The 23,903-nt window shown below is 45.0% G+C and carries 28 protein-coding genes, 1 rRNA gene and 1 pseudogene; 8 read left to right on the top strand and 22 right to left on the bottom strand.

What is annotated here, in order from left to right; all coding sequences use genetic code 11:
- Both BHE18_RS23465 and BHE18_RS20080 read right to left on the bottom strand, forming a co-directional pair.
- A 16S ribosomal RNA gene (locus BHE18_RS23465) occupies positions 1-220 on the bottom strand; the annotation flags it as partial.
- Positions 221-494: 274 nt separating this feature from the next.
- Positions 495-1,367, bottom strand: coding sequence for a nucleotidyltransferase-like protein (locus tag BHE18_RS20080; RefSeq protein WP_071620265.1), 873 nt, complete (start codon positions 1,365-1,367; stop codon positions 495-497).
- A 151-nt stretch (positions 1,368-1,518) separates the two neighbouring features.
- Between BHE18_RS20080 and BHE18_RS20075 the strand changes: the two genes are divergently transcribed.
- Complete coding sequence (locus tag BHE18_RS20075) at positions 1,519-1,866, top strand: YgzB family protein (RefSeq protein WP_071620264.1); 348 nt, start codon at positions 1,519-1,521, stop codon at positions 1,864-1,866.
- Positions 1,867-1,960: 94 nt separating this feature from the next.
- Here BHE18_RS20075 and perR read toward each other — a convergent pair whose 3' ends face one another.
- From perR to BHE18_RS20045, 5 genes are all read right to left on the bottom strand, one after another.
- Entirely contained in the window at positions 1,961-2,401 is a 441-nt protein-coding gene (gene perR, locus BHE18_RS20070) for a peroxide-responsive transcriptional repressor PerR (RefSeq protein WP_098151171.1), read from the bottom strand.
- A 91-nt stretch (positions 2,402-2,492) separates the two neighbouring features.
- Positions 2,493-3,041, bottom strand: a complete 549-nt coding sequence (locus tag BHE18_RS20065; protein WP_071620263.1) for a cob(I)yrinic acid a,c-diamide adenosyltransferase — start codon at positions 3,039-3,041, stop codon at positions 2,493-2,495.
- A 1-nt stretch (position 3,042) separates the two neighbouring features.
- Positions 3,043-3,993 (bottom strand): D-2-hydroxyacid dehydrogenase, encoded by a 951-nt coding sequence (locus BHE18_RS20060; RefSeq protein ID WP_071620262.1) that lies wholly within the window; start codon positions 3,991-3,993, stop codon positions 3,043-3,045.
- A 314-nt stretch (positions 3,994-4,307) separates the two neighbouring features.
- The gene (gene bcp, locus BHE18_RS20050; RefSeq protein ID WP_071620260.1) at positions 4,308-4,778 is read right to left on the bottom strand and encodes a thioredoxin-dependent thiol peroxidase; all 471 of its coding nucleotides are present in this window, start codon (positions 4,776-4,778) and stop codon (positions 4,308-4,310) included.
- A 75-nt stretch (positions 4,779-4,853) separates the two neighbouring features.
- On the bottom strand, positions 4,854-5,255 hold the full coding sequence (locus BHE18_RS20045; protein WP_071620290.1) for an ion channel: 402 nt from the start codon (positions 5,253-5,255) through the stop codon (positions 4,854-4,856).
- Between the two features lie 163 nt (positions 5,256-5,418).
- On the opposite strand from BHE18_RS20045, the gene BHE18_RS20040 reads away from it, so the two are divergent.
- Both BHE18_RS20040 and BHE18_RS20030 read left to right on the top strand, forming a co-directional pair.
- Positions 5,419-6,705 carry a glutamate-1-semialdehyde 2,1-aminomutase gene (locus BHE18_RS20040; protein WP_071620259.1) on the top strand — a complete coding sequence of 429 codons (1,287 nt, stop codon included), beginning with the start codon at positions 5,419-5,421 and terminating at the stop codon, positions 6,703-6,705.
- Positions 6,706-7,458: 753 nt separating this feature from the next.
- The gene (locus BHE18_RS20030; protein ID WP_071620257.1) at positions 7,459-8,541 is read left to right on the top strand and encodes an FUSC family protein; all 1,083 of its coding nucleotides are present in this window, start codon (positions 7,459-7,461) and stop codon (positions 8,539-8,541) included.
- A gap of 43 nt (positions 8,542-8,584) precedes the next feature.
- Here the strand turns inward: BHE18_RS20030 and BHE18_RS20025 are convergent, their stop codons facing one another.
- The 11 genes and pseudogenes from BHE18_RS20025 to fabL form a co-directional block, all read right to left on the bottom strand.
- Positions 8,585-9,451 carry an ABC transporter permease gene (locus tag BHE18_RS20025; protein WP_440480403.1) on the bottom strand — a complete coding sequence of 289 codons (867 nt, stop codon included), beginning with the start codon at positions 9,449-9,451 and terminating at the stop codon, positions 8,585-8,587.
- A gap of 58 nt (positions 9,452-9,509) precedes the next feature.
- Positions 9,510-10,514: an ABC transporter permease gene (locus BHE18_RS20020; protein ID WP_071620255.1), complete on the bottom strand. Its 1,005-nt coding sequence runs from the start codon at positions 10,512-10,514 to the stop codon at positions 9,510-9,512.
- 123 nt (positions 10,515-10,637) lie between these two features.
- Complete coding sequence (locus tag BHE18_RS20015; protein ID WP_071620254.1) at positions 10,638-12,257, bottom strand: ABC transporter substrate-binding protein; 1,620 nt, start codon at positions 12,255-12,257, stop codon at positions 10,638-10,640.
- A gap of 47 nt (positions 12,258-12,304) precedes the next feature.
- Entirely contained in the window at positions 12,305-13,270 is a 966-nt protein-coding gene (locus tag BHE18_RS20010; RefSeq protein ID WP_071620253.1) for an ABC transporter ATP-binding protein, read from the bottom strand.
- Positions 13,245-14,261: an ABC transporter ATP-binding protein gene (locus tag BHE18_RS20005; protein ID WP_071620252.1), complete on the bottom strand. Its 1,017-nt coding sequence runs from the start codon at positions 14,259-14,261 to the stop codon at positions 13,245-13,247. The genes BHE18_RS20010 and BHE18_RS20005 overlap by 26 nt, the downstream gene beginning before the upstream one ends.
- 333 nt (positions 14,262-14,594) lie before the next feature.
- Positions 14,595-16,343: an ABC transporter ATP-binding protein gene (locus BHE18_RS20000; RefSeq protein ID WP_071620251.1), complete on the bottom strand. Its 1,749-nt coding sequence runs from the start codon at positions 16,341-16,343 to the stop codon at positions 14,595-14,597.
- Positions 16,344-16,520: 177 nt separating this feature from the next.
- A complete protein-coding gene (gene ntdP / locus BHE18_RS19995; RefSeq protein ID WP_032086309.1) occupies positions 16,521-17,051 on the bottom strand; it encodes a nucleoside tri-diphosphate phosphatase in 531 nt (176 codons plus the stop codon).
- A 127-nt stretch (positions 17,052-17,178) separates the two neighbouring features.
- A pseudogene (locus tag BHE18_RS23890) lies at positions 17,179-17,372 on the bottom strand (hypothetical protein).
- 60 nt (positions 17,373-17,432) lie between these two features.
- Complete coding sequence (locus BHE18_RS19985; protein ID WP_071620289.1) at positions 17,433-17,693, bottom strand: YgaB family protein; 261 nt, start codon at positions 17,691-17,693, stop codon at positions 17,433-17,435.
- 211 nt (positions 17,694-17,904) lie between these two features.
- The gene (locus BHE18_RS19980) at positions 17,905-18,096 is read right to left on the bottom strand and encodes a gamma-type small acid-soluble spore protein (protein ID WP_032086307.1); all 192 of its coding nucleotides are present in this window, start codon (positions 18,094-18,096) and stop codon (positions 17,905-17,907) included.
- Between the two features lie 87 nt (positions 18,097-18,183).
- Positions 18,184-18,927: an enoyl-[acyl-carrier-protein] reductase FabL gene (gene fabL / locus BHE18_RS19975; RefSeq protein WP_071620250.1), complete on the bottom strand. Its 744-nt coding sequence runs from the start codon at positions 18,925-18,927 to the stop codon at positions 18,184-18,186.
- Positions 18,928-19,041: 114 nt separating this feature from the next.
- Between fabL and BHE18_RS19970 the strand changes: the two genes are divergently transcribed.
- Complete coding sequence (locus BHE18_RS19970) at positions 19,042-19,266, top strand: hypothetical protein (RefSeq protein WP_032086305.1); 225 nt, start codon at positions 19,042-19,044, stop codon at positions 19,264-19,266.
- 54 nt (positions 19,267-19,320) lie between these two features.
- On the opposite strand, the gene mutY is transcribed toward BHE18_RS19970, so the two are convergent.
- Positions 19,321-20,421 (bottom strand): A/G-specific adenine glycosylase, encoded by a 1,101-nt coding sequence (gene mutY / locus BHE18_RS19965; protein ID WP_083573904.1) that lies wholly within the window; start codon positions 20,419-20,421, stop codon positions 19,321-19,323.
- A 54-nt stretch (positions 20,422-20,475) separates the two neighbouring features.
- The gene (locus BHE18_RS19960) at positions 20,476-20,784 is read right to left on the bottom strand and encodes a hypothetical protein (RefSeq protein ID WP_071620249.1); all 309 of its coding nucleotides are present in this window, start codon (positions 20,782-20,784) and stop codon (positions 20,476-20,478) included.
- A gap of 74 nt (positions 20,785-20,858) precedes the next feature.
- Between BHE18_RS19960 and BHE18_RS19955 the strand changes: the two genes are divergently transcribed.
- On the top strand, positions 20,859-21,845 hold the full coding sequence (locus tag BHE18_RS19955) for a metal-dependent hydrolase (RefSeq protein WP_071620248.1): 987 nt from the start codon (positions 20,859-20,861) through the stop codon (positions 21,843-21,845).
- Positions 21,846-21,891: 46 nt separating this feature from the next.
- Here the strand turns inward: BHE18_RS19955 and BHE18_RS19950 are convergent, their stop codons facing one another.
- Positions 21,892-22,170 (bottom strand): YfhJ family protein, encoded by a 279-nt coding sequence (locus BHE18_RS19950; protein ID WP_071620247.1) that lies wholly within the window; start codon positions 22,168-22,170, stop codon positions 21,892-21,894.
- 135 nt (positions 22,171-22,305) lie between these two features.
- Between BHE18_RS19950 and BHE18_RS19945 the strand changes: the two genes are divergently transcribed.
- Positions 22,306-22,470: a small, acid-soluble spore protein K gene (locus tag BHE18_RS19945; protein WP_032086301.1), complete on the top strand. Its 165-nt coding sequence runs from the start codon at positions 22,306-22,308 to the stop codon at positions 22,468-22,470.
- Positions 22,471-22,500: 30 nt separating this feature from the next.
- Positions 22,501-22,659 carry a YpzG family protein gene (locus BHE18_RS19940; protein ID WP_071620246.1) on the top strand — a complete coding sequence of 53 codons (159 nt, stop codon included), beginning with the start codon at positions 22,501-22,503 and terminating at the stop codon, positions 22,657-22,659.
- 56 nt (positions 22,660-22,715) lie between these two features.
- On the opposite strand, the gene BHE18_RS19935 is transcribed toward BHE18_RS19940, so the two are convergent.
- Positions 22,716-23,045, bottom strand: coding sequence for a YfhH family protein (locus tag BHE18_RS19935; protein ID WP_071620245.1), 330 nt, complete (start codon positions 23,043-23,045; stop codon positions 22,716-22,718).
- Between the two features lie 141 nt (positions 23,046-23,186).
- Between BHE18_RS19935 and BHE18_RS19930 the strand changes: the two genes are divergently transcribed.
- On the top strand, positions 23,187-23,858 hold the full coding sequence (locus tag BHE18_RS19930; protein WP_071620244.1) for an SDR family NAD(P)-dependent oxidoreductase: 672 nt from the start codon (positions 23,187-23,189) through the stop codon (positions 23,856-23,858).
- Positions 23,859-23,903: the final 45 nt, after the last annotated feature.

Raw genomic sequence — 23,903 nt, 5'->3', positions numbered from 1 at the left:
TGAAAGCCACCTTTCAACAGTTCCTCATGCGAGGAACTGAGTTATCCGGTATTAGCCCCGGTTTCCCGGAGTTATCCCAGTCTTACAGGCAGGTTACCCACGTGTTACTCACCCGTCCGCCGCTGATCTCAGGGAGCAAGCTCCCATCAATCCGCTCGACTTGCATGTATTAGGCACGCCGCCAGCGTTCGTCCTGAGCCAGGATCAAACTCTCCGATAAAAGTTTGAATAGCTCTTTTTGCAACGATTCAATCGTTGCGGTAAATCTAGAATTAACGTTGACGTAATTGTCTTGTTTTGTTCAGTTTTCAAGGTTCAATTTTTTGCCTGCTTCGTTTGAAGCGACTTTTTAATCTTATCAAGTTATCAACCTGATGTCAACAACTTTTTTATTTTTTCATGTCGCCACTGACCGGACTCGTTTGTCGTTCAGCAGCGACATGTACTAATATATCAAGGTTCTTTATTGGAGTCAATAAGAAAATGATATTTCGCTATAATTTTTTTGGAGCCCGGTAATAACGGTGGTAAACACCTTTGCCTTTTGTTTCTACATCTACTATTTCAACGAAGCCTTTATCTGTTAAATATTCGATCAGCATACCCAGGTCAACTGAATAATGGCCCGCTTCTTCATGGTTAAGCAATTCCTGAAAGCTCCATTGTTCTTTCTGTTCAAGAATATTAATCAAATGCTCCGCTGCCACCTTGGTTCTCGAGTGGATCAGAAACTCACTGGCCAGGAATAGCAGCTCAAGCCTCTTATCGATTTCTTCTTCACTGGTGACAAGTTCTTCATACAACTTATATATTTCCGGTTCGATCTGCTTCACTTGATTCCATACCGTCACTTCCGGGTGAAATCCGTTTTCGATTACGGCAAGCCTGGCGAGATGGTGAAGGGAATGGACGATATGATTATAGGCGTCCAGATAGTGCTTTGATTCAAAAAACACTTTTCCATCCATATATCTGCGGATCAACTTGGCGAATTCCATACCCATTTTTATTTTTCTTCCGTAAAAAGGGAAATCCCTCAATTCAGTTTTGAGGTTTTGTACATATTCATTCCGGTCAAAAAGAATCTTCCCGTTAAACAGCCAATCGATTACTTTCCTGTTTGACCCGAGAAGGATCCATTCTTTTAACTTTTCCTCTGTAACGGTATGCAAGGCGGCCTTATGTTCCATGTAAGTGTAGTGTTTAACGAATACAGGCACCTCTGATTCTTTTACAATGAGAAATAAAACGATATCGAATGTATCAGTTACAGGACTGGATTTCTTGCTTTGTTCTATTAATAAGACACCCAATGTGTTTGGGTGGCTGGTACGTTCCTGGTATATCGGGCGCAAAATGTCTTCCATTAAAAACTCCTCCACATCAATCTTTGGTTGGTAACTATTTCGACATCGAAACAGGATTTCCTTCTCTTAATATAGTCATTTTTCGACAAATGGTTTTCCTGACCACTCACTCCATCAAATATGGTATAGTATTTTTCTAGGAGGGACAATCATGGCAAAGAATTATTCCAGTAAGATCAATAAAATCCGGACATTTGCATTAAGCTTGATTTTCATCGGATTTATCATTATGTATGTAGGTATTTATTTCAAACAGCATCCATGGGTCATGACCATTTTCATGATGCTCGGTTTCCTTGCAATTATCGGCAGTACAGTGGTTTATTTTTGGATCGGGATGTTATCGACAAAGGCCGTCCAGGTCCAATGCCCGAATTGCGGCAAGGTCACAAAAGTGCTCGGCCGGGTGGACATGTGCATGTACTGCAATGAACCGCTCACTTTGGACCCTAATTTAGAAGGCGAAGAATTTAACGAAGATTATAATAAAAAGAAATAACACCTAAAACAAGGACCTGCCGAATGGAGGTCTTTTTGTTTTGCCCGCTAAAGTAGATAAAATAAAAGAATGGTTCTCATGAGAACCATTCTCTTTAGTGAGTTTCTTTTGTAGAGCATTCCGTACAGGTACCGTAGATTTCCATACGGTGATTGTTGACTTTAAAACCTGTCACATGAGAAGCAAGCTGCTCTACTTCATCCAATCCCGGGTAGTGGAAGTCTACGATCTTACCGCATCCATCACAGATGACATGATAGTGATCTGTTGTGACAAAGTCGAAGCGGCTTGAAGCATCTCCGTATGTCAGTTCTTTCACCAGACCCACTTCCCTGAAGACCCGCAGGTTGTTATATACTGTGGCCACACTCATATTCGGGAATTTCCCTTCGAGTGCCTTATATATGTCATCAGCTGTCGGATGAGCCATTGAATCGATTAGAAACTCTAAAATCGCATGACGTTGAGGCGTGATACGGACTCCGGTTTCCTTCAATGTTGCAATTGCTTCTTTTAATTGTCCTTCTTCTAACATCGCCATGCACCTCTTTTCATAAGAATTATTATTTTATAATCTTTATAAATAGTGTACTAATCAGGACAGCCTTTTGTCAATCTTTCACCTTTTACTGATGTAAATTCTTTTCCTCTTCCCCTAGCTGTTGATTAATGTATCTGGCTGCCACGAATAAGAAATCGGAAAGTCGGTTCAAGTATGACAGCACTAACGGATTCACACCTTCCCCTATTCCGACGGCTTCGCGTTCTGCTCTTCTTACAATGGTGCGGGCTGTGTGCAGTGCCGCTCCTGCAGGATGACCGCCGGGCAGTATGAAGTTTTTCAACGGCGTAAGTGTTCCATCAAGAAAATCAATTTGTTCTTCAAGCTCCTTTATATCTGACTCCTCAAGCTTCCACTTCACTTCTTTCCCTGATGGTGTAGCAAGTTCAGCTCCCACATGAAAGAGGGCCGTCTGGATTTTGTGGAAGAAGCCTTCAAACTTTTCTTTCCCATCAAAGTACTCTGCTTTTAAATAGCTTAACCCGAGCCCGATCATTGAATTCGCTTCATCACAAGTTCCATATGCCTCTACACGCTGGTCTTTCTTTGATACACGCGAACCGTATACAAGTGAAGTTGTTCCCTTATCGCCTGATTTCGTATATATTTTCATCTTAATAACCCCTCTCTGTATCAATCACATTCAGCAGTTCATCACTCTTATTACTATAAGCTTTTAGATTCCTTTTAAAAATATCGAATGCTCTCGGCATATACATCTTTGTGATGCTCGATAGATGCGGTGTCACCGAAATGCCTTCTTCCTCCCAGAATGGATGATCTGCAGGCAGCGGCTCCTGCTCGAATACATCAAGGAAGATGTGGCCGATTTTCTTTGTTTTCACTGCATCGAGCAGCACGGATTCTTCAACCAGGTCACCCCTGCCGATATTGATGAACACCGCTGTATCCCTCATCTCATCAAAATGCTCCGATTTAAGAATATACTTTGTATCGTCCGTGCTCGGAAGTACCGCTACCAGATAGTCTGCGTGCGGAAGAAATTCTTTATAAGTCCTGAGTGTAAACATCTGATCAAAGTGTTCCACCATTTTACCGGTTGAATTCACCCCGGCTGTCTTCATGTTGAAGGCTTTTGCCAGTCTGGCGATTTCACTGCCGATTGCGCCTGCCCCCAAAACAAGCAGAGAGGCCCCGTTCAGTTCGGATGCAGGAAGCCGTCTGCTCCATATTCCCTCTTCCTCTTGCTTGAGTACAGACCCCAGCTGTTTGGCATGCTGAAGCATCAATCCTAATGTAAATTCAGCCATCGGTACCTTATGTATACCCCTTGCGTTTGTTAGCATGATGCCTTTTTTCCTGATTGCTTCAAAAGGCATTTTCTCCAGTCCCGCAGAAGTCACCATGATCCACTTCAGCCTCCGTGCCCGTTCTATATGCCGGTCGGTCAAATCCTCCCCCATCGTGACGATGATCTCCGCGTCCGGCAGTGCTTCTTCAGCTTCGCCGATCTTTTTAAAAAAAGTAAATTCAACATCAGGGAAGTGCTTCCGCAAATCGTTTACGAACTCTTCCTTCGGCTGAAACATAACTGTCACTTTCATCCTTTAACCTCCCATCCCTGTTGTAAAATAGTTTATCATAATTCGCAATCTTCAATAAAAGAAAAGCGCAGACGCTTTGTTAAGCCCCGACAAGCATTGAAGATAGATGTCATTGGTTGTACAGAAACACCTCGAATGGCCAGGCGCTGGAGCTGGCCTTTCTTACAATAAAAAAAGAGGACCGATCATAATCGGTCCTTACACGGATGAGACTGACTTATTTGAGGAGGTTGCCCTAATCTTACTATATGTCCCTTTCATTCAAGTGAATGGACAAAAGCCTCATCCTTTATAAAATAGGCTTAAAATTAGGCTTATGAAAGATTTTCTTCTATATATTTAAGCGCTTCCTCGACATGCCCCTTCACCCTGACTTTTCTCCATTCTTTTGCCAGGTTTCCTTTTTTATCGATAATGAAAGTGGAACGCTCGATCCCCATATATTCTTTACCGAAGTTTTTCTTCAGCTTCCAAACGCCGTATTCCTCAGCTGTTTTATGATCTTCATCCACCAGCAATAAAAATGGCAGACCATGTTTCTCAACGAACTTTTCATGCTTCTCAACCGGGTCCGGACTTACGCCGAGTATCACCGCATCGAGTTTATCAAAATTTTCATGCTGATCCCTGAAGTCACACGCTTCCGTGGTACACCCCGGGGTCATATCCTTTGGGTAAAAATAAAGCACTACATTTTTACCCCTGTAATCAGAGAGCTTCACTTTTTCACCATTACTTGCCGTCAATTCAAATTGGGGTGCTTTCTGTCCTGTTTCAACCGTCATTTCCTGATCCCTCCATTATTCTTGATTCTAACGTTAGCGTACCCAATGGGAGGGAAAAACTCAAATCATAAGGAATCACTTTTCATAATTCATAAATGATTTTACAACGAACGCAGCCGGAATCGTAAATCCGAGCCATGATTCAATTAGTGCGATACCCCTGCCGATGCCGACAGGGGTCACATCCCCGTAACCTACTGAAAATAAGGTAATTCCGCTGAAGTACATTGTCGTAAAGAAGTGATCAAAGAAGTCCCCTGAAACAGGCCGTCCATTTTCCACAAGGATTTGCACCCCTTCCAGTTCCAGCAGGGTAAACAGGAGTCCAAACCCGAGCATAATGGTCACATAGCACATGCCCAGAAAGAAAAAATGATGAAAGGATACATAGTGGACCTTCCACCTGGAAGGATAGAATAACGCTCTTAAACTCATGATCATACAGATCAGAATCATGAAAGCTATCAAATAGATCATCAAGATTCCCACTTTCAAAGCTTGTCTCTGTATATGTACGCTTTTGACATTGAATTCATTCCGGCTTCTTCTTTCCGGACTCCAAATCCAATTTGCTAAAAAGCTTCCGCCCATACTACAATAGAAAAGATAAGTTGACAGGAATAATCCAGGAGGTAATCCAATGAATTTTACTCAATCAGAAGCATTACATAAAGAAGCGCTCCAGCATATCGTAGGAGGGGTGAACAGCCCATCCCGCTCTTATAAGGCAGTGGGCGGAGGCTCCCCTGTTGCCATGGAAAGAGGAAAAGGCGCTAATTTCTGGGACGTGGACGGAAATAAATACATCGATTATCTTGCCGCATACGGGCCCATTATCACAGGGCATGCGCACCCACATATTACTGAAGCAATCAAGACAGCTGCAGAAAATGGGGTGCTCTACGGGACGCCTACTCGCCACGAAGTGAAGTTTGCGAAGATGATCAAAGAAGCGATGCCTTATATGGATAAGGTGCGTTTCGTCAACTCAGGTACAGAGGCTGTGATGACGACCATCCGTGTGGCCCGCGCGTATACGGGAAAAGATAAAATCATCAAATTCGCCGGCTGCTATCACGGTCATTCCGACCTGGTGCTGGTTGCAGCGGGTTCAGGCCCTTCAACGCTTGGGACTCCAGATTCTGCGGGGGTGCCTAAGAGCATCGCACAGGAAGTCATTACGGTCCCTTTCAATGATATTGAGCCGTTCAGGGAAGCCATGGAAAAATGGGGAGATCAAATAGCGGGGGTACTCGTTGAGCCGATCGTCGGGAATTTCGGCATTGTCGAACCGAAAGAAGGCTTCCTCGAACAGGTTAACGAAATCGCACACGACGCCGGCAGTCTCGTCATTTATGATGAAGTCATCACTGCATTCCGTTTTATGTACGGCGGCGCCCAGGATATGCTTAAGGTCCAGCCTGATCTTACGGCGCTTGGAAAAATCATCGGAGGAGGCCTGCCGATCGGTGCTTACGGCGGCAAGCTCGAAATCATGGAACAGGTAGCACCGCTGGGACCTGCATACCAGGCTGGTACGATGGCAGGAAATCCTGCTTCCATCCTATCAGGGATCGCCTGCCTTGAGGTCCTTAAACAAGATGGCGTTTATGAGAAGCTCGATGCACTTGGCGCGAAGCTAGAAGAAGGTATACTTGCCGCAGCTGAAAAACATAATACACCGATTTCAGTCAACCGACTGAAAGGTGCACTCACTCTTTATTTCACAAATGAAAAAGTTGAAAACTACGAGCAGGCCGAAGCCACAGACGGAGAAATGTTCGCCAAATTCTTCAAGCTCATGCTGAACCAGGGCATCAACCTCGCCCCATCCAAATACGAAGCCTGGTTCCTCACAACAGAGCACACCGAAGAAGATATAAAAGTAACATTAGAAGCAGTCGACAAAGCATTCTCACAACTATAGTATACTATTAAAAGGTCCCCCCTCCATATTTGGAGCGGGGGATTTTTAGTATATTAATTGAGATTTATTAAATATATTACTGCTGCCTTTTAATAATGAGAATGGATTGTAGCGGAATTTGACTCCTGCGGGTGATAGAGGAAGTGGTGGGACATGGCCAGCTCCGGCGGCTATAGCCCCTCGAGGTCATAAGCTTAAGAAGGCAAAGGATGCCTTCCCGGCCATTAAGCTTATACTTGTCGCGACAGGGCAAACCGCCTCCGTTTTTCTAACCCGCAGACGGAATGTTGGGGAGGATCAACTTGGTTTCGGTGCTGCGAGTTCGATAGTTTTTGGATAATCTTTTAATTCTGTCCGGTAATCTTTAAAAACCCGACTCATTCTTTCGTTTTCGGGCAGAAATCTTCGAAATCCGATCATTAATCTTCGAGTTTTACGAATAATTCCGTCACTTACCAATAATATCCCCAAATCCCGCAATCCCCCCTCCTCCTTACTTCCCTCGGAAAGCAAATGTCTGCAGCGGAAAGGAACGGTCTGCGTCTATTTTCACATCTTAATTATTTTCCTTCCATAGAAACTTACTATGTAAACCCTACCATTCCTCACACACTAATCATCCCGTTTAAACCCTGTCGAATAAGGTAATGAAATTGTATAAAACTATTTTCAATTGCCTATTGCTATTGCTTGAAAATGCCTGTATAGTACAGTATTGTTTATCAAAAGTCACTCAAGAAAGGACCTGTTTGCATGAAACTTGGTGCCCGCATCCTTAAAACGGGAATCGCGATCGTCATTGCATTGCTTGTTTCACAGATGTTAGGCATTCCATCTCCAGTATTCGCAGGGATTGCAGCAATATTTGCTGTTCAGCCGACCATATACCGCTCTTATTTAACTATTATCGAACAAATCCAGGCAAACCTGATTGGAGCCGGAATAGCCGTCATATTCGTTCTTTTATTCGGAAGCAATCCGCTTGTAGTCGGATTCGCTGCTATTGTAGCCATTGCCATCATACTTAAACTTAAACTGGAAAAAACGATCGGTCTAGCCTTGGTGACGATGATTGCCATCATGGAAGTCACCGATCAGGCATTCATCCAGTTTGCACTTATACGTTTTTCAACGATCATGATCGGGGTTTTCTCCTCGTTCCTCGTGAATCTGGTGTTCATCCCGCCTAAATACGAAACTAAGCTGTATCACAGAATTGCGGATTCAAGTGAAGAGATTTTGAAATGGATCAGATTGAGCATGAGGCATGCGACTGAATTCCATTTGCTCAAAAAAGACCTTGAACGGATGAAAGAAAAATTGATCAAGGTCGACCAGCTATATCTTCTTTATAAGGAAGAAAGGGATTATTTCAAGAAGAACACGATCTCTAAAAGCCGTAAGCTCGTTATATACAGGCAGATGATCTCGACGGCGAACAGAAGCTTCGATATCCTGAAGCGGATAAACCGCTATGAAAATGAAATCCTGCAATTGCCCGAGGAACTTAAGAACAGCATCAAAGGACAGCTCGACTGCCTCCTGACTTATCATGAACAGCTGCTGCTGAAATTCATCGGCAAGATGCATCCCCATACAGATTCTGAAGCCTATCAGGATGTATGTCTGCACCGAAAAGAGCTGCTGAAAAGGATGCTCACAGAAATTCAGAACAACAGTGAAAATGAAAATGTCCAGAACTTCCATATGCTTCATATCTTCTCGGCCATATTTCTTTATGATGAGCATCTTGAGCATCTCGAAAAGCTGATCACAAGCTTTCAGTCTTATCATACGGATGAAAACGAAGTGGAAATCCGTGAAGAAGAAGAATAAAAAAAGATCGTCCATCCCCACCGGGAGCGGACGATCTTTTTTATTAGTTCTTCATCTTCGGATCGAGTGCGTCACGCAGCCCGTCTCCCATCAGGTTGAAACCGAGCACCGTCAGCATAATGGCCAGGCCCGGGAAAATCATGGTCCACGGAGCCTGGAGCATGAACATGCGGGCATCCGCAAGCATTTTGCCCCATTCCGGAGTCGGTGCCTGCGCACCGAGACCAAGGAAGCCAAGAGCGGCAGCTTCAATGATGGCAGTGGCGATTGCCAGCGTACCCTGGACAATGATCGGAGCCATACTGTTAGGCAGCACATGGCTGAAAAGGATACGGCTGTCCTTCATACCGATGGCTTTGGCAGCCATCACGTATTCTTCCTGTTTTACACTCAGCACCCTTGAACGGATCAATCGCCCAAAGTTAGGGATATTGATAATCGCGATGGCGATAAGCGCATTTCGAAGAGAAGGCCCAAGAGCTGCAACTACTGCGATGGCAAGCAGGATGCTTGGGAACGCAAGCATGATATCGAAGATCCGGGAGATGATCGTATCCACCCATCTTCCGTAATAACCTGCGACGATCCCGAGCAGACTTCCGACTACCGCAGATCCAATAACCGCGAAGAAACCGACCGTTAATGAAATTCTCGCCCCATGGATGATCCTTGACAGGATATCCCGTCCGAAGTCGTCCGTTCCCAGCCAGTTCTCTGAAGAAGGGGCCTGCAGCCTTTTGGATAAATCCTGTTCATTGATTCCCTGCGGGGCAATGGCAGGGGCTGCGATGGCGAGTATGACGAAAAACAGTACGATACAAAACCCTGCCAGGGCAATTTTATTTTTTACAAAGCTCTTCCATGCCTCTTTCCAAGGAGACACCGTTGCCTCCTGGAGAGAAGGGTTCATCTCTTTTTGCGGTTCTGCTATTTCTGACATGAGAGTTCACCTCTTTCTTCTGTCGATGTTAGTTGTATTTGATACGCGGATCTACGGCCGCATACAATAAATCTACGATTAAGTTGATTGTTACGAAGATGGTGGCGACCACGAGAATGCCGGATTGGATCACCGGATAATCACGGTATCCGATCGCTTCATAAATATAGCGTCCGATGCCCGGCCATCCGAATATGGTCTCAGTCAGTATGGCACCGCCAAGCAGCAGTCCCATCTGCAGTCCAATGACAGTCAACACCGGGATGATGGCATTCTTCAGCGAGTGCTTGTACACAACCCAGAACATTTTCAATCCTTTTGCACGTGCTGTACGGATATAATCAGAACGCATGACTTCAAGCATGCTTGAACGTGTCATCCGCGCGATGATCGCCATTGGAATGGTGGCCAATGCGACTCCCGGAAGGATGAGATGCTTGATTACTTCTCCCATCTGCTTGAAATCACCCTGGATGAGGGTGTCAATCAGATAAAGGTTCGTAATCGAGTCAATAGGGTTCCGTATGTTTTCCCTGCCGGTTGTCGGAAGCCAGTCCAGCTGAATTCCGAATATCCACTGCTCCATCAAACCAAGCCAGAAAATAGGCAGGGATACTCCAATCAGGGCCAGGATCATAGCCGTATAGTCAAACCATGAATTCTGGAACCATGCACTGATGATCCCTGCATTCACCCCGATCACTACAGCAATGATGATCGCCACAAGGGCAAGTTCGAAAGTCGCAGCCAGATACGGCCAGATTTCCGAGGAAACTTCCACCTTGGTTCTGAGTGATTCCCCAAGGTCGCCTGTCAGCAGCCCCCCGAGGTAGTTGAAATACTGTACATACCATGGATTATCGAGTCCAAGCTGCAGCCTCAGTGCTTCTACCGCTTCCTTTGTGGCCTGCTGCCCTAGGATGACCTGCGCTGGATCCCCCGGTATCGCACGGATGATTAAAAATACTATCAGGGTCATCCCGAGTAAAACGGGAATCAATTGAAGCAGTCTTCGTATGGTGTATTGAAACATCTTGTTCACCTCTCTGAATGGAGATTCTATAATACTGTGAAGTTCGTTCATTTAATCTTGCCGGGCTCTGCCGTACTATGTATAAACGGGGGAGATGATATCTCCCCCGTCCTCCGATACTGATTATTGTTCGATATCAACTGCGCCTAACCAGTCGGAACCAGTCGGATGCGGCTTGAAGTTTTTGATTGCTGCACTTCCTGCAAGTAATGGCGTTGAGTGAGCAAGAGGTACCCACGGAGCATCTTCGTGAATGATTTCCTGGGCCTTTTTATAAAGCTCTTCACGTTTTGCCTGGTCGACTTCTGTCTGAGCATCGATCAGGATTTTATGAAGTTCATCGTTGCTGTAGTAAGAGTAGTTGTTGCTTCCGATATTGTCTTTATCAAGTAATACATAAAGGAAGTTATCAGCATCTCCATTGTCACCAGTCCAGCCTAGTAAGAATGCATCCGCTTCACCTTTGCTTGCTTTATCAAGGTATGTTGCCCACTCATAAGACACGATGTTGGCTTTAACTCCAACTTCAGCCAAGTCGGCTTGGATTGCTTCTGCTACTTTCTGTCCATCCGGCATATATGGACGAGGTACCGGCATTGCCCACAGGTCCATTTCAAACCCATCTTTCAATCCCGCTTCAGCAAGGAGTTCTTTTGCTTTTTCAGGGTTGTATTCATAACCTTCAATGTCATCATTGTAGCCTGCGATTACCGGAGGCATAGGGTTTTTCGCAACATCCGCTTTTCCTTCGAAGAAGGCATCAACGATCTCCTGCTTGTTGATCGCGTAGTTGATTGCCTGACGTACTTTAGGATCATCAAATGGCTCACGGGTGGATGTCAGACCTAAGTATCCAACATTCATTGATGGACGTTCGAATAGCTGTAATTGGTCATTGCCTTCTACCTGAGAGGCATCACTTGGATTCACACCATCTGCAAGGTCGATCTCACCTGAAATCAATGCATTCAGACGAGCCGAGTTTTCGGGAATTGATTTGAATACCACTTGATCTAGCTTAGGAAGATCTTTGTTCCAGTAGTCTTCATTCTTTTCAAGGACGATCTTGTCGTTTCGTTTCCACTCAACAAATTTGAATGGGCCTGTACCTGCGTCTGTCGGCGCTTCGCCAAGTTTGTCACCCAATTCATCAATCGCTTTAGGACTGACGATAGCGAATGGACTCATAGCGATATTCTTTAAGAATGGAGCCTGAGGACGCTTGAGAACGAATTCAACCGTCTTATCGTCTACAGCCTTCACTTCTTTGATTACATGTCCTTCATCATCTTTGAACCCTCCGAACATTGAGCTGTAATATGGGAATGTATCAGCGTTCCCATTCATCCAGCGCTCAAAGTTCTTCACTACTGCATCTGCATTAAAGTCGGTTCCGTCCTGGAACTTGACCCCTTCACGAAGTGTGAATGTATAAGTCAACCCATCGTCAGATACCTTCCATTCTTCTGCAAGACCAGGATTTGGTTCAGTATCCTGCTCACCGAATTTCACTAACGTTTCAAAAATATTCTTCGTTACTTTGAATGACTCTCCGTCTGTTACAGTACCCGGGTCAAGAGCTACTGAGTCTCCCCCGCGTCCGAAGATCAATACTTTCGGATCTCCGCTATCTTTACTGTCGCTGCCTTCTCCTGAAGAATCTTCAGAACCTCCGCATCCGTATAGTACGGATGATAGGACCAGAATAAGCAGCAATAAAACTGACCAGCCTTTTTTCTTCAATGAAATCCCCTCCTGAATAATGTTTATATACTTATGTGGCTTGCCGCCTAATAAAGATGGCAAGCTACATAATGCCCTGGTTGGTGTTCCTTGAATTCCGGCACCTTCTCTTTACATACTTCCGTTGCGAAAGGGCAGCGGGTATGGAAGGTGCATCCGCTAGGCGGATTGGAAGGACTCGGGATATCCCCCTGCAAAAGCTGTGTTTCCCTCTTGAAGTCCGGATCTGGTATCGGGACCGCCGAGAGAAGAGCCTGGGTGTAAGGATGCAGAGGCTTTTCATATAAGTTCTCACTATCACTGAGCTCTACCATTTTTCCTAAATACATGACTCCCACTCTATCACTTATATGCCTGACCACACCCAGATCATGCGCAATGAAGATATAGGTGAGTTCAAACTCTTTTTGCAAATCCTGCATCAGATTTAAAACCTGGGACTGGATCGAAACGTCTAATGCAGAGACAGGTTCATCCGCAATGATCAGCTTGGGCTTCGTCATGAGCGCACGGGCAATCCCGATCCGCTGTCTCTGCCCGCCGCTGAATTGGTGCGGATAACGTTTTGCGTGATAACTGCTCAGTCCGACGATATTCAAGAGCTCATGCACTCTTTCTTTTCTTTCCTTGGCAGATCCGATTCCGTGCACTTTAAGAGGCTCTTCCAAAATCTTTTCAACCGTATGTCTCGGATTCAAGGAAGCATACGGGTCCTGAAAGACCATTTGAATTTCCCTTCTGATCTTTCTCATCTCGGAGTTTGATAGAGTCGTAAGTTCCCTGTCTTCGAAAGTGACCTTGCCCTCGGACGGGTCGATCAGTCTCATCAGCATCCTGCCGGTGGTGGACTTACCGCATCCGCTTTCACCGACGATCCCGAGCGTCTCCCCTTTGTTTACGGTAAAAGACACACCGTCTACTGCTTTGACGGAGCTGACAGGCCGTCCAAGAATCCCGCCTGTTATCGGGAAATGTTTTTTAAGATTCTCAACCTTTAGCAATGGTTCCGTCATAAACTCCCTCCTCTGTTTCATCGAACAGGAAGCACCTTGTGCAATGTCCTGGTGTCGTTTCATATAGTTCCGGCGTCTCTACAAGACAGCGGTCGAATGCATAGTCGCAGCGCGCAGCAAATCGGCATCCCCGCTTGATCGAACCTGGCTTCGGAACATTCCCCTGGATCGAATGGAGCCGCTGCTGTTTCACCCGCATATCGGGTACGGACTGGATGAGCCCCTTTGTATAAGGATGCTGTGGATTTTTGAAGATTTCTTCCACCGTTCCTTCTTCAACCACTTTGCCTGAGTACATGACGACGATTCTTTCACACGTCTCTGCCACTACTCCCAGGTCATGGGTGATCAGCAGCACTGCCGTATTCAATTCCTTGTTCAGCCTCTTCATCAGCTTAAGGATCTGTGCCTGTATGGTCACATCAAGGGCAGTGGTAGGCTCATCGGCGATCAGCACTTTTGGATCGCAGATCATCGCCATGGCGATCATTACCCTTTGCCTCATTCCGCCGGATAACTGATGCGGATATTCCTTGATCAGTTCATCGGCACGCGGGAGACCGACCATTTTCATGATTTCGATTGCCTTTTCCCTCGCCGCTTTCTTTGTCGCTTTAGTATGTATGCGTATTGCTTCAGTCAATTGATCTCCTATTGTAAAAACAGGGTTCAGAGATGTCATCGGTTCCTGGAAGATCATCGCGATGTCATTCCCCCGGATATCCCTCATCCGTTTTTCAGATGCTTTTGTCAGATCTTCATCCCCGTAAAGGATCTTGCCGCCTGTAATTTTCCCCGGCGGACTGGGTACGAGTCCCATGATTGAAAGGGATGTGACACTTTTACCGCATCCGCTTTCTCCGACCACCCCCAGGATTTCACCTTCATTTACATGAAAACTAACGCCATCGACTGCAGGAACTTCTCCGTCATCGGTAAAAAAGGAGGTCCTTAGATCTTCTACAGTTAGTAAAGGACGTGCTTGATTCATTCAAATCCTCCCCTTGAAACAATTCTCTCTTTTCTCAATTGTGATACTTTTCTAAATTTTTATATGTTTCTTATTATACAAGATGTTACAAATGTTGCAATCTATTTTCAGAATTTTCTTCTATCCTGATTTATTCGTCTAAGTTTCCTAATCCATTTCAATATATGTCCAAAAACCCGATTCATTCCTCCCATAGTTTTTAGCAGAGTAAAGAAGATGGCGGTTCATTTATAGGAGATAATTGGCATTTCCATAGTAAGAATCGTGACTTTTTTCCCAACACAAAAAGCCCGCCCTTCACTGTATATTCCACAGTGAAGGACGGGCCTTCGATCATTGATCTAATTGTTGAACCTGGAACAGCTTATAATAATGTCCCTGTCTTTCCATCAGTTCCTGATGAGATCCCATCTCGGCGATTTCTCCATATTCCATATGGATGATCCTGTCGGCATGGGTGATGGTGGATAAACGATGCGCCACAATGAACGTGGTGCGATCTTTAGCCAGTTCTTCCAAGGCTTCCTGGATCAGGTGCTCACTCTCAAGATCGAGGGCAGATGTCGCTTCATCAAGGATAAGGATCGGAGGATTTTTCAAGAAAACCCTTGCGATGGCGACTCTCTGCTTCTGCCCGCCGGAAAGCTTCACTCCCCTTTCCCCCACTCGTGTCTCATACCCCTGAGGCAGTTTCATGATGAAATCATGTGCATTAGCCGCCTTTGCCGCCTTGATGACATCATCATCACTTGCTTCCGGGTTCCCAAACTTAATATTCATTTTCACAGATTCACTGAAAAGGATATTATCCTGAAGGACCATACCGATCTTATCCCTGAGTGACCTGACCTCAAACCTTTTGATATCAGTACCGTCCAGCCGGATTTCCCCTTTGGTCACATCGTAGAAGCGCGGGATCAAACTGACAAGGGAGGATTTCCCCCCTCCACTCATCCCGACAAGTGCTACGGTTTCCCCTGAGTGGATATCCAGGTTGAGGTTCCTCAGCACCTCTTCCTCCTCCGGGTCATATTGGAAAGATACATTCCTGAACTGAATATTCCCTTCTACATTCCGGCAAGGAATCGCTCCAGGCTCATCGTCCACATCATACTTTTCATCCATGAATTCAAATACCCTGTCCATGGATGCAATTGATTGTGTCAAAGTCGTCGATGAATTCACCAGCCTTCTCAGCGGATTATATAACCGATCGATGTAAGCAATGAAGGCAGCCATTGTCCCAATGGTCAAATCACCTTCGATTACCTGCAGACCAGCGTATCCGATGATGATCAGCGGAGAAATATCCGTAATGGTATTCACTACCGCAAAGGCTTTAGCATTCCAGCTTGTCTGTTTTAACGCTTTTGACAGGAAATTGCTGTTCTGTCCTTCGAATTGCTTCTGTTCGTAATCCTCCACTGCAAAGCTCTTGATAACGGACATCCCCTGTACCCGTTCATGCAAATGACTTTGCACCTCTGCAAGGGCCTGGGAGCGCTCCCTAGTCAGTCCGCGCAGCCTTCCGAAGAAATAACGCACTGAAAATGCGTAAAAAGGAAAGGCAATCAATGAAACCAGGGTCAATGTCACGTCCATAGTGAACATGATGGCAAGTGCAATAATGATGGTCGCTGCATCCAGCCAAAGATTCATCAATCCCGTAATGACAAAATTCTTTGTCTGCTCGACATCATTGATCACTCTTGATATCACTTCGCCCGCACGCGTATTGGAATAATATTTGAAGCTCAATTTCTGAATGTGCGAGAACAGTGTATCCCTTAAATCAAAAAGAATTTTATTTCCTGTCCATTGCGCAAAATATTGCCTGTAGTACTCGACCGGCGGCCTGACGATAAGGAACAGGCCAAGCATAACGCCCATGACCGTCAGTAGAGTACTTGTTTTTTCCTGAGTCGTTAAGGATCCATTGCCTACGATATCATCAATGACGTATTTAATGAGGATCGGGATCAAGAGTGGAATAGCGAACTTTATGATACCTATGATAAGTGTACCTATGATCTGCCAGCGGTATGGCTTAACAAATTGCAGGTAACGTTTGATACTATCCAAGTCAATGCTCCTTTCTGGATATATGCCTGTGTTTCGTTCTCTGAATTAAAGCCCAATGAAAAAGGGATGACCCGTAAGGAACACTACTTTCCTTTTCTCCAGTTGCCTGTGCAGGAAGAGAAAAGGAGGCTCCTTGCCGGGTCAGCCCTTCGTAAACTATACTGTTGTTCAGGTTGGTTACCCCCTATGTGTCAAATAGCGTTCATACCAGATGTCGATAAAGTCAGGTGCAAAAGGACCTTTCCTCTGCCGTATCCACCGTACAAGCTTGTCTACATTCCTCTTCAGGATGTGATCGATCACATCCGGGTAACCGTACAATTTTCGATGAGCCTCGTATTCATCCTCATCAAGCAACGTATATGTCATATCCGGAAACACTTTGATATCCAGATCATAATCAATGTACTTGATTGCTTCATGGTCGTATACGAATGGTGAACTTAAATTACAATAATAATAAATCCCGTCCTCACGGATCATACAAATAATGTTAAACCATAGTTCAGAATGAAAATAACAGATCGCCGGTTCACGCGTCATCCATGTTCTGCCGTCGGATTCCGTAACGAGTGTCCGGTCGTTTCCACCGATGATGATGTTATTCGTGCCTTTTAGTACTGTCGTCTCGTTCCATATCCGGTGAATGTTTCCATCGTGCTTATAACTATGTATTTGTACAGATCGCCCTTCTGTGGGAACAGCCATTGTATCCCCTTCTTTCCTAACAAATTCCATGTATATACGTGTCTATTCTATTATTATAACGTTTCCCAGTTAAATTTAAAACAAAAGGGCTGTCTTTAAAGAAATTCTCCTTTAAAGATGGCCCGTTTCAAGAAACTTGTATCAATTTTGTTTTGGTGAGTACAAGTACAATAATGATTATCCTTCTGTACACCGCAGTTGATTTCCGTGCAAGACTTCGCTTTCCGCGGGCGGTTGGTGAGCCTCCTCGTCGCGATGCTCCTGCGGGGTCTCACCTAACACGCTTTTCCCGCAGTAGTCTACGTCTTGCACTCCAATCAACTGCTGGAGAGCAGCCCCGGCCATTTATCCTCATAATTATAATAAAATTTTTGAAATTAATTATGTCGTGACTTCATTATATTCTTCCTGATATGAGCGGATGACGTCGTCGGTTTGTTCCTGGAAGATGCGGTGGATTTCTTTGAGTTCTCTCTTCTTTTGGAAGATCTCGGTTTTCAGTGATTGTACCTTTGTTAGTTCCTGCAATTCGATCAGATCATTTTCAAGTTTCTGGAACCTTTCTATTTCTGCCTGAAGAAACAACAGCTTATCCATTGTCGCCAACTGTTCGGATACTAATTGATTAAACCTTTGCTGCATCAACCTACCAATCCCTCCTAAAACAAGCTCTACTAAACATTCTCCCCCGCTCCGCCAATTCCTTTGACTACATCTGTCATAATCGCACCTCTTTTGTCGACTGCTTTGACACAAGGAAGAACTGGCCTTCAGCAACTAAAGCCGTCCCATCTATGTATAAAACGCAAAAAAGCACCCGCTGGGACAGCGGGTGCAGTCTGATCAAAGCCGATTAGCGTTGTTGACCAGAGTTTTGACCTTTTTTAGCTTGAGATTGAGCGTTTTGTTGACGCACCTCTTGAGCGTTTGTTTCAGAAGCGAACTCAGTACCGTATTGTTGCTGAGCAGCTCCAGCTTGAGCGTTTTGTTGTTTCACGTGTTGAACGCTAGTACCAGATTGAGTTTTGTTTGGTTGTTTTGCCATTGTAATCACCTCCACGCTAATTAAGATAACCAGGCGTGAGGGAGACTATCCAAAAAATATGCGGAAAAACATTCCATCGACCGACCTTTAAACAAGCAGTGAACGGCCCCCATCCACGATGATCGTTTGCCCCCTGATCATCGATGAATCATCTGAAACGAGGAATAGAACGGACTTCACAAGATCCTCGATTTCCACCATCCGTCCGGCAGGTGTATTTTTACGTGCATCCTCAAGGAGCTCTTCACGATTAGGGAAATGTTTGAGTGCATCCGTATCAATCGCCCCTCCGGAAACAGCATTGACGATGATGTTCTTTGGAGCAAGCTCTACAGCCAGGTAACGTGTCAGTGCTTCGACCGCTGCTTTCGAGACACCCACCGTCGTGTAATTATCAAGATAACGGATTGATCCCAATGAGCTGATGCTGACGATTTTCCCGCCTTTATCCATCAATTTCGCTGCTTCCTGGGCACAGAACAATAGAGCCTTGCTGTTGATGTTCATCGTCCAGTCCCAATGTGACTCTTCAAGCTCCATTACAGGTCTGAGGACTCCTGAGGCCGCGTTGCTGACCAGGACATCGAGACGCCCGAACTCTTCTTTGATCTGTTCGAACATCGCTTTGATTTTATCTACATCTCCGACATTCGCACGGACTACAAACGCTTTCTGTCCTAATTTCTCCACTTCTTCTGCTGTTTCCAGCGCTCCCTTTTTACTGCGTGCATAGTTTACGACGATATCGTATCCCTGCTGTGCCAGTTGAATGGCTATTTCTCTGCCGAGTCCCCTGCTGCTCCCTGTTACCAATGCTACTTTTTCACTCACTATAATCATCCTTTCAAATCATTTTCCATATGAAGCAAATGTTTTTTAAAGCATAATCAGCCTCCATTTATTGAAAACTAAGAGGGTTAACAAAAGAAAGGGAGGTCTGATCGTATGTATGTCGGACGGGATATGACGGAGCTGTCCATGCTCCCTAAAAGTGAATGGAAGAAAAGCGAACTTGCCTACTTCCATCACTCACTACAACAAATAGTACCCTATTTGAACACCGAAGGACAATCCATTCACCGGGAAATCGTTGAAGAGATTGAAAACAGGGGTGGGTTGAACCGCGGCGAAGCAGACTATACGCATGGAACGAAAACGATTTACGACTGAAGATTAAAACGGCCCGTCCCCCGATGCGCTTAGCATGCAGGACGGGCCATGGGTTTAATTTTTCAATAGTTGCGTTTCTTTCCATATTTTTTGATGAGAAACCGGGAATGCGTATTTTTCAAGTTCCTGTTCAGTTACGGCTATCAGCTCAGTCCCATTTAGTGCACTGCTTTCCACACTGCCTGCATATACTTCAATATCCCATATAATATGTGAAAATACATGCTGTATCTTGGTCGTGACGCCTGCTTTCAATGAAGCATCCACTTTATAATCAGCTTCCAGCCTTTCTTCAAGCTGTTTCCTGCCGCTCCTTGAAGTGCTCACCTCGAAATTCGGGAATTCCCAAAGGTTTGCAAGCAGGCCTGTTCCCGGTCGTTTATGGATGACAATCCGGTCATCTTCAGTGAAAATCACTGCGGCGGCCATATTAAGTTTGCGTGCGGCTTTCTTTTTTGATTTGACCGGAAGTTCTTCCTGCACACCCTCATCGAACGCACGGCAATGTTCACGTACCGGACACAGCAGGCAAGAAGGTGATGTCGGTGTACATATCAATGCTCCCAGTTCCATCAAAGCCTGGTTGAAATAAGAGGGATTTTCTTTTGAAATAAGGGCTCTTACGGCTTCTTCGAAGACTTTTCTTGATGATGGTTTTGCGATATCAAGCCAGATTGAAAGGATTCTTGAAAACACCCGCATGACGTTCCCGTCCACTGCAGGCTCCGGCTTGCCATATGCTATGCTGAGGATGGCTCCTGCCGTATAAGGACCGACTCCTTTCAATGAAGAGATCTCTTTAGGTGTATCCGGAACGATCCCTCCATATTGTTCATGCACTTCCTTCACAGCTGTTTGCAAATTCCTGACCCGTGAATAATACCCGAGTCCTTCCCACGCCTTCAGTACCTCATCTTCTTCTGCAAGGGCAAGCGCATCCAATGTAGGAAATTTTTCAAGAAATCGGTTAAAGTAGGGAATGACAGTATCCACTCTGGTCTGCTGAAGCATGATTTCCGACACCCACACTTTATATGGATCACGATCCTTTCTCCACGGCAGATCGCGCTGTTCTCTTGAAAACCAGGAGATTAAATCTTTTTGAAAATCCTCACGTTTAATGGTCTCTAAGTATGTTAACGGTTGTTCTTTCAATTTGTACCTCCAAAGATGTTAGATGTTACGGTGAATAGGGAATAAATAAATGTATTATGAACTTTTTTTCAGCCCGATGCATTTCATTTCTTTCAACCCGCCGCTGATGCAGTCATCCAGTAACCCAAATAATAAATGACCCCTGGACGTGCGCAAACGTCTGAGCGCATGAAAGTGTGCCTCTGTCGGTACAGTGAAAGTCTCAATGTATCGATAAGCGTCCGCATCTGATTTTTCCCAGCGGATATCCATTGCATCATACTGCGGCAGGGACTTCAGGATCTTTCTCATGATCTGCAGGTATTGTTGATGGAGATTTTGCTTGATTTCATATTCAAGATAAATTTGTAATGATTTTTTCATTTGAAATAAACTCCTTTTAACCATATCATGAAGGGCAGCGAAAACAAACGAATTCAGTCAAGGGAGGACTTTTTTTGGATACAGGTACTCATATCGTTATGGGGTTTGCCCTTGGAGGGTTGGCCACGCTTGACCCGGCAGTTGCCGAAAGCAGTGCCACTTCTGCGAGCGTCCTTATAGCTGCGGTCGTTGGTTCTCAGATCCCTGACATCGATACTGTGTTGAAACTGCGGAACAATGCCGTCTATATCCGGCATCACCGAGGAATCACACATAGTATCCCGGCTGTATTATTGTGGCCCCTCCTTATCGTCGGATGCATCTACCCTTTTTTTCCTGAAGCAAATCTGCTTCATTTATGGATTTGGACGTTTATTGCCGTTTTCCTGCATGTATTTGTCGACATATTCAACGCATACGGCACACAGGCCCTGAGGCCGATTTCCTCGAAATGGGTCGCTTTAGGTGTGATCAACACTTTTGACCTTCCAATTTTCATCATCCATGTCTTCGGACTTGGCCTTTGGGGGCTTGGTTTTCCGCCTGGAAGGACATTCCTTGTGATGTATATTGTCATTTTCGCCTATTATGTCCTCAGGTTCCAGGTTCAAAAAGCCGTTAAAAATGCTGTGAAAAGAAGAATACCCGAAGCCGAAAAGATCATCGTCTCCCCTACCATCCGCTTCTTCCAATGGAGGCTTGCGGTTGTGACGAAGGAAAAATATTATGTGGCGAGGGCCTTCAGGCGATCGATTACGATTTTTGACGAATTTAAGCGGATCCCTGTTCCGGATCTGCCGGTCATCACGGCTGCAAAAAAGGATAAAAACCTGGCAGCATTCTTGTCCTTCTCCCCTGTTTACCGGTGGGAAGTGGATGAATACGACGATCATTATGAAGTGCGCTTCATCGATCTCCGTTATCGCAATAACGGGCATTATCCGTTCGTAGCACTTGTACAGCTCGACAAAGACATGAATGTCGTCAGCTCTTATACCGGCTGGGTCTTCAGCGAGGAAAAACTCCGTAAGAAAGTCGACATCGACATATTGATTGATTAACACACCAAGGGACGTGCCTTATACAAAAAGGTACGCCCCTAAATCTCTAATGGATCATATCGCCGTCTTTGCCGGAATCATCAAGCAAGTGTTTATATTTCGGGTTCCTGGCAGCGAATTCATGAATACGGGCACCGTAGTTCGTAATCCATTGGCGTACCACCTTTTCCGTCATTTCTTTTCCTTGATATTCATAGCCTGCTTTGGCATAAGTCGTTTCAAAATCCTCCCATACAAGTTCAACCCAGGTTCTTGCCTTCTCATATGAAAGCTCCTTATTTTTTTCAAGTAACAATTCAGTGAGTTCGTGGAATGTAGACTCCATTTCATCTCCTCCTTTTCCATTAGTTTTTATGATAATGTACAGCGTTCAAACCATACTATTAGTACGTGGCCAAGCTTAGTGGAAGCCTTTGCTTTTTCACGGTGTGAAAGTATAAAACCTTTTAGGAGGCAGATTATGCGTAATAAAACAACAGGGTTCCCGAACATGAACAATAATAAGTTCGAAGGGGAGCCGAGAGCGAAAGCTGAGTATGCATCCAAAAGGGCCAATGGCACCATCAATACCCATCCTCAAGAACGCATGGCGTCTTCAGGAAAAAGAAAGCAAGACTCAATCTAACGAAGTTCACTTTTTTAGGGGGTAGTTACGATGGGAAACATGAAAAATAATTTCAACCGAAATAAGTACAGCAGTCCGTTTAACAAGGCATTCTATAATCCGAAGCATGCCCACTCGCAGGCAAATGGACAAACCACACAAACCCAGAACATGATTATTCTGGAAGCTGAAACACGTAAGCGTTCATAACCTGTCAAGACCCGTCACTCATCGCTTCAAGCGGCGGGGAACGGGTCTTGATTTTTTTATTTTTTGTCAGATTTCAGCAGGGAAATCGGCAGTGCCTCTTCCTTTCCATCTCCGCCCAAACGGTACCCCCATGCAAATACTCCGTTCAGATAGTCTATCTTAAAGAATACACCGGGATCCCCTTCAATTGGATAAATGCCGCCGGGTTCATAGTCTTCAGGATTCTTCAGATATGCTTGCGCCATGAGCGCTTTGCGTTCAAGTACTGCGAATTCATTGACGATTCCCAGCTGCTCTGCTTTTCTTGCTTTTTCTTTCAGGTTTGCGATTTCCTGCTGCAGTTCATGCTGCGACATTTCGCTGTATCTTCTTTCTTGCTGTTCCATGTTCTCATCACCTCTACTACTGATTAGTATAGATAAAATGATACAATAAGGAAAGTGGATAGGCTGAGTTGTTTAATCACGCAGGTAAATAGCCATCATAAGATTTCATCAATAAATCAGAATCAGAAAGGACGATCCATCATGAAAAAAGCGATCATTACAGGGGGCGGCACCGGTCTTGGGAAAGAACTGGGAAAGCTGCTGTCAAAGGACTATCATATCGTTCTGCTCGGGCGTACGAAAGAAAATCTTGAAGAAGCTGCCGGAGAAATAAGAAGGGCTGGCGGCGAAGTCTCCTATGCGGTTCTTGATGTACGTTCACCACGTGAAATTGAACAGGTTTGCTCCACAGAACTTCTTCAAGACGACCTTGGACTGTTGATACATAATGCAGGAGTCGGCTACTTTGGCCCATTTGCAAACACCGGTGATGATGAACTGGAGGCCATGTTTGAAACCAATGTCCTTGGCCCTATCCGTATAACTAAAGCACTTCTGTCACAATTGGTGGAGGGGGGAACGACTGTTATCAATGTCATCTCCACTGCCGGGCTGAGAGGAAAAAAGAATGAATCGCTTTATGTGGCAAGCAAGTTCGCACTAAGAGGATTTGGGGAGAGCCTTCAAAAGGAATATGAAGATTCGAGGCTGAGGGTCGTCAATGCCTATATGGGCGGGATGAATACCCCTTTCTGGGATGAAAGCGACCATATCAGCGACCGCTCCCGATTGCGCTCTCCGGTTGAAATTGCGGAAATCATCGTAGAAAAATACAAATTGAATGATGAAATCATCATCGAGTCAAAAAAGTGAACGTAAAAAAGTCGAGGGCCCCCTCGACTTTTCTTCCGTTTTTCC

Origin of the sequence: Rossellomorea aquimaris (assembly GCF_001877785.1) — a bacterium.
Classification (GTDB): Bacteria; Bacillota; Bacilli; order Bacillales; family Bacillaceae_B; genus Rossellomorea; species Rossellomorea aquimaris_A.
Note: the sequence above shows the minus strand (reverse complement) of the source record. Positions and strands in the feature narration are given on the sequence as shown.

What these genes read in the sequence shown, in the direction of transcription:
- BHE18_RS20080 (WP_071620265.1), bottom strand. Translation starts at nt 1,367, where the DNA reads ATGGAAGACATTTTGCGCCCGATATACCAGGAACGTACCAGCCACCCA.
- BHE18_RS20075 (WP_071620264.1), top strand. Translation starts at nt 1,519, where the DNA reads ATGGCAAAGAATTATTCCAGTAAGATCAATAAAATCCGGACATTTGCA.
- perR (WP_098151171.1), bottom strand. Translation starts at nt 2,401, where the DNA reads ATGTTAGAAGAAGGACAATTAAAAGAAGCAATTGCAACATTGAAGGAA.
- BHE18_RS20065 (WP_071620263.1), bottom strand. Translation starts at nt 3,041, where the DNA reads ATGAAAATATATACGAAATCAGGCGATAAGGGAACAACTTCACTTGTA.
- BHE18_RS20060 (WP_071620262.1), bottom strand. Translation starts at nt 3,993, where the DNA reads ATGAAAGTGACAGTTATGTTTCAGCCGAAGGAAGAGTTCGTAAACGAT.
- bcp (WP_071620260.1), bottom strand. Translation starts at nt 4,778, where the DNA reads ATGACGGTTGAAACAGGACAGAAAGCACCCCAATTTGAATTGACGGCA.
- BHE18_RS20045 (WP_071620290.1), bottom strand. Translation starts at nt 5,255, where the DNA reads ATGATCTATTTGATAGCTTTCATGATTCTGATCTGTATGATCATGAGT.
- BHE18_RS20040 (WP_071620259.1), top strand. Translation starts at nt 5,419, where the DNA reads ATGAATTTTACTCAATCAGAAGCATTACATAAAGAAGCGCTCCAGCAT.
- BHE18_RS20030 (WP_071620257.1), top strand. Translation starts at nt 7,459, where the DNA reads ATGAAACTTGGTGCCCGCATCCTTAAAACGGGAATCGCGATCGTCATT.
- BHE18_RS20025 (WP_440480403.1), bottom strand. Translation starts at nt 9,451, where the DNA reads ATGAACCCTTCTCTCCAGGAGGCAACGGTGTCTCCTTGGAAAGAGGCA.
- BHE18_RS20020 (WP_071620255.1), bottom strand. Translation starts at nt 10,514, where the DNA reads ATGTTTCAATACACCATACGAAGACTGCTTCAATTGATTCCCGTTTTA.
- BHE18_RS20010 (WP_071620253.1), bottom strand. Translation starts at nt 13,270, where the DNA reads ATGACGGAACCATTGCTAAAGGTTGAGAATCTTAAAAAACATTTCCCG.
- BHE18_RS20005 (WP_071620252.1), bottom strand. Translation starts at nt 14,261, where the DNA reads ATGAATCAAGCACGTCCTTTACTAACTGTAGAAGATCTAAGGACCTCC.
- ntdP (WP_032086309.1), bottom strand. Translation starts at nt 17,051, where the DNA reads ATGGCTGTTCCCACAGAAGGGCGATCTGTACAAATACATAGTTATAAG.
- BHE18_RS19985 (WP_071620289.1), bottom strand. Translation starts at nt 17,693, where the DNA reads ATGCAGCAAAGGTTTAATCAATTAGTATCCGAACAGTTGGCGACAATG.
- BHE18_RS19980 (WP_032086307.1), bottom strand. Translation starts at nt 18,096, where the DNA reads ATGGCAAAACAACCAAACAAAACTCAATCTGGTACTAGCGTTCAACAC.
- BHE18_RS19970 (WP_032086305.1), top strand. Translation starts at nt 19,042, where the DNA reads ATGTATGTCGGACGGGATATGACGGAGCTGTCCATGCTCCCTAAAAGT.
- BHE18_RS19960 (WP_071620249.1), bottom strand. Translation starts at nt 20,784, where the DNA reads ATGAAAAAATCATTACAAATTTATCTTGAATATGAAATCAAGCAAAAT.
- BHE18_RS19950 (WP_071620247.1), bottom strand. Translation starts at nt 22,170, where the DNA reads ATGGAGTCTACATTCCACGAACTCACTGAATTGTTACTTGAAAAAAAT.
- BHE18_RS19945 (WP_032086301.1), top strand. Translation starts at nt 22,306, where the DNA reads ATGCGTAATAAAACAACAGGGTTCCCGAACATGAACAATAATAAGTTC.
- BHE18_RS19940 (WP_071620246.1), top strand. Translation starts at nt 22,501, where the DNA reads ATGGGAAACATGAAAAATAATTTCAACCGAAATAAGTACAGCAGTCCG.
- BHE18_RS19935 (WP_071620245.1), bottom strand. Translation starts at nt 23,045, where the DNA reads ATGGAACAGCAAGAAAGAAGATACAGCGAAATGTCGCAGCATGAACTG.
- BHE18_RS19930 (WP_071620244.1), top strand. Translation starts at nt 23,187, where the DNA reads ATGAAAAAAGCGATCATTACAGGGGGCGGCACCGGTCTTGGGAAAGAA.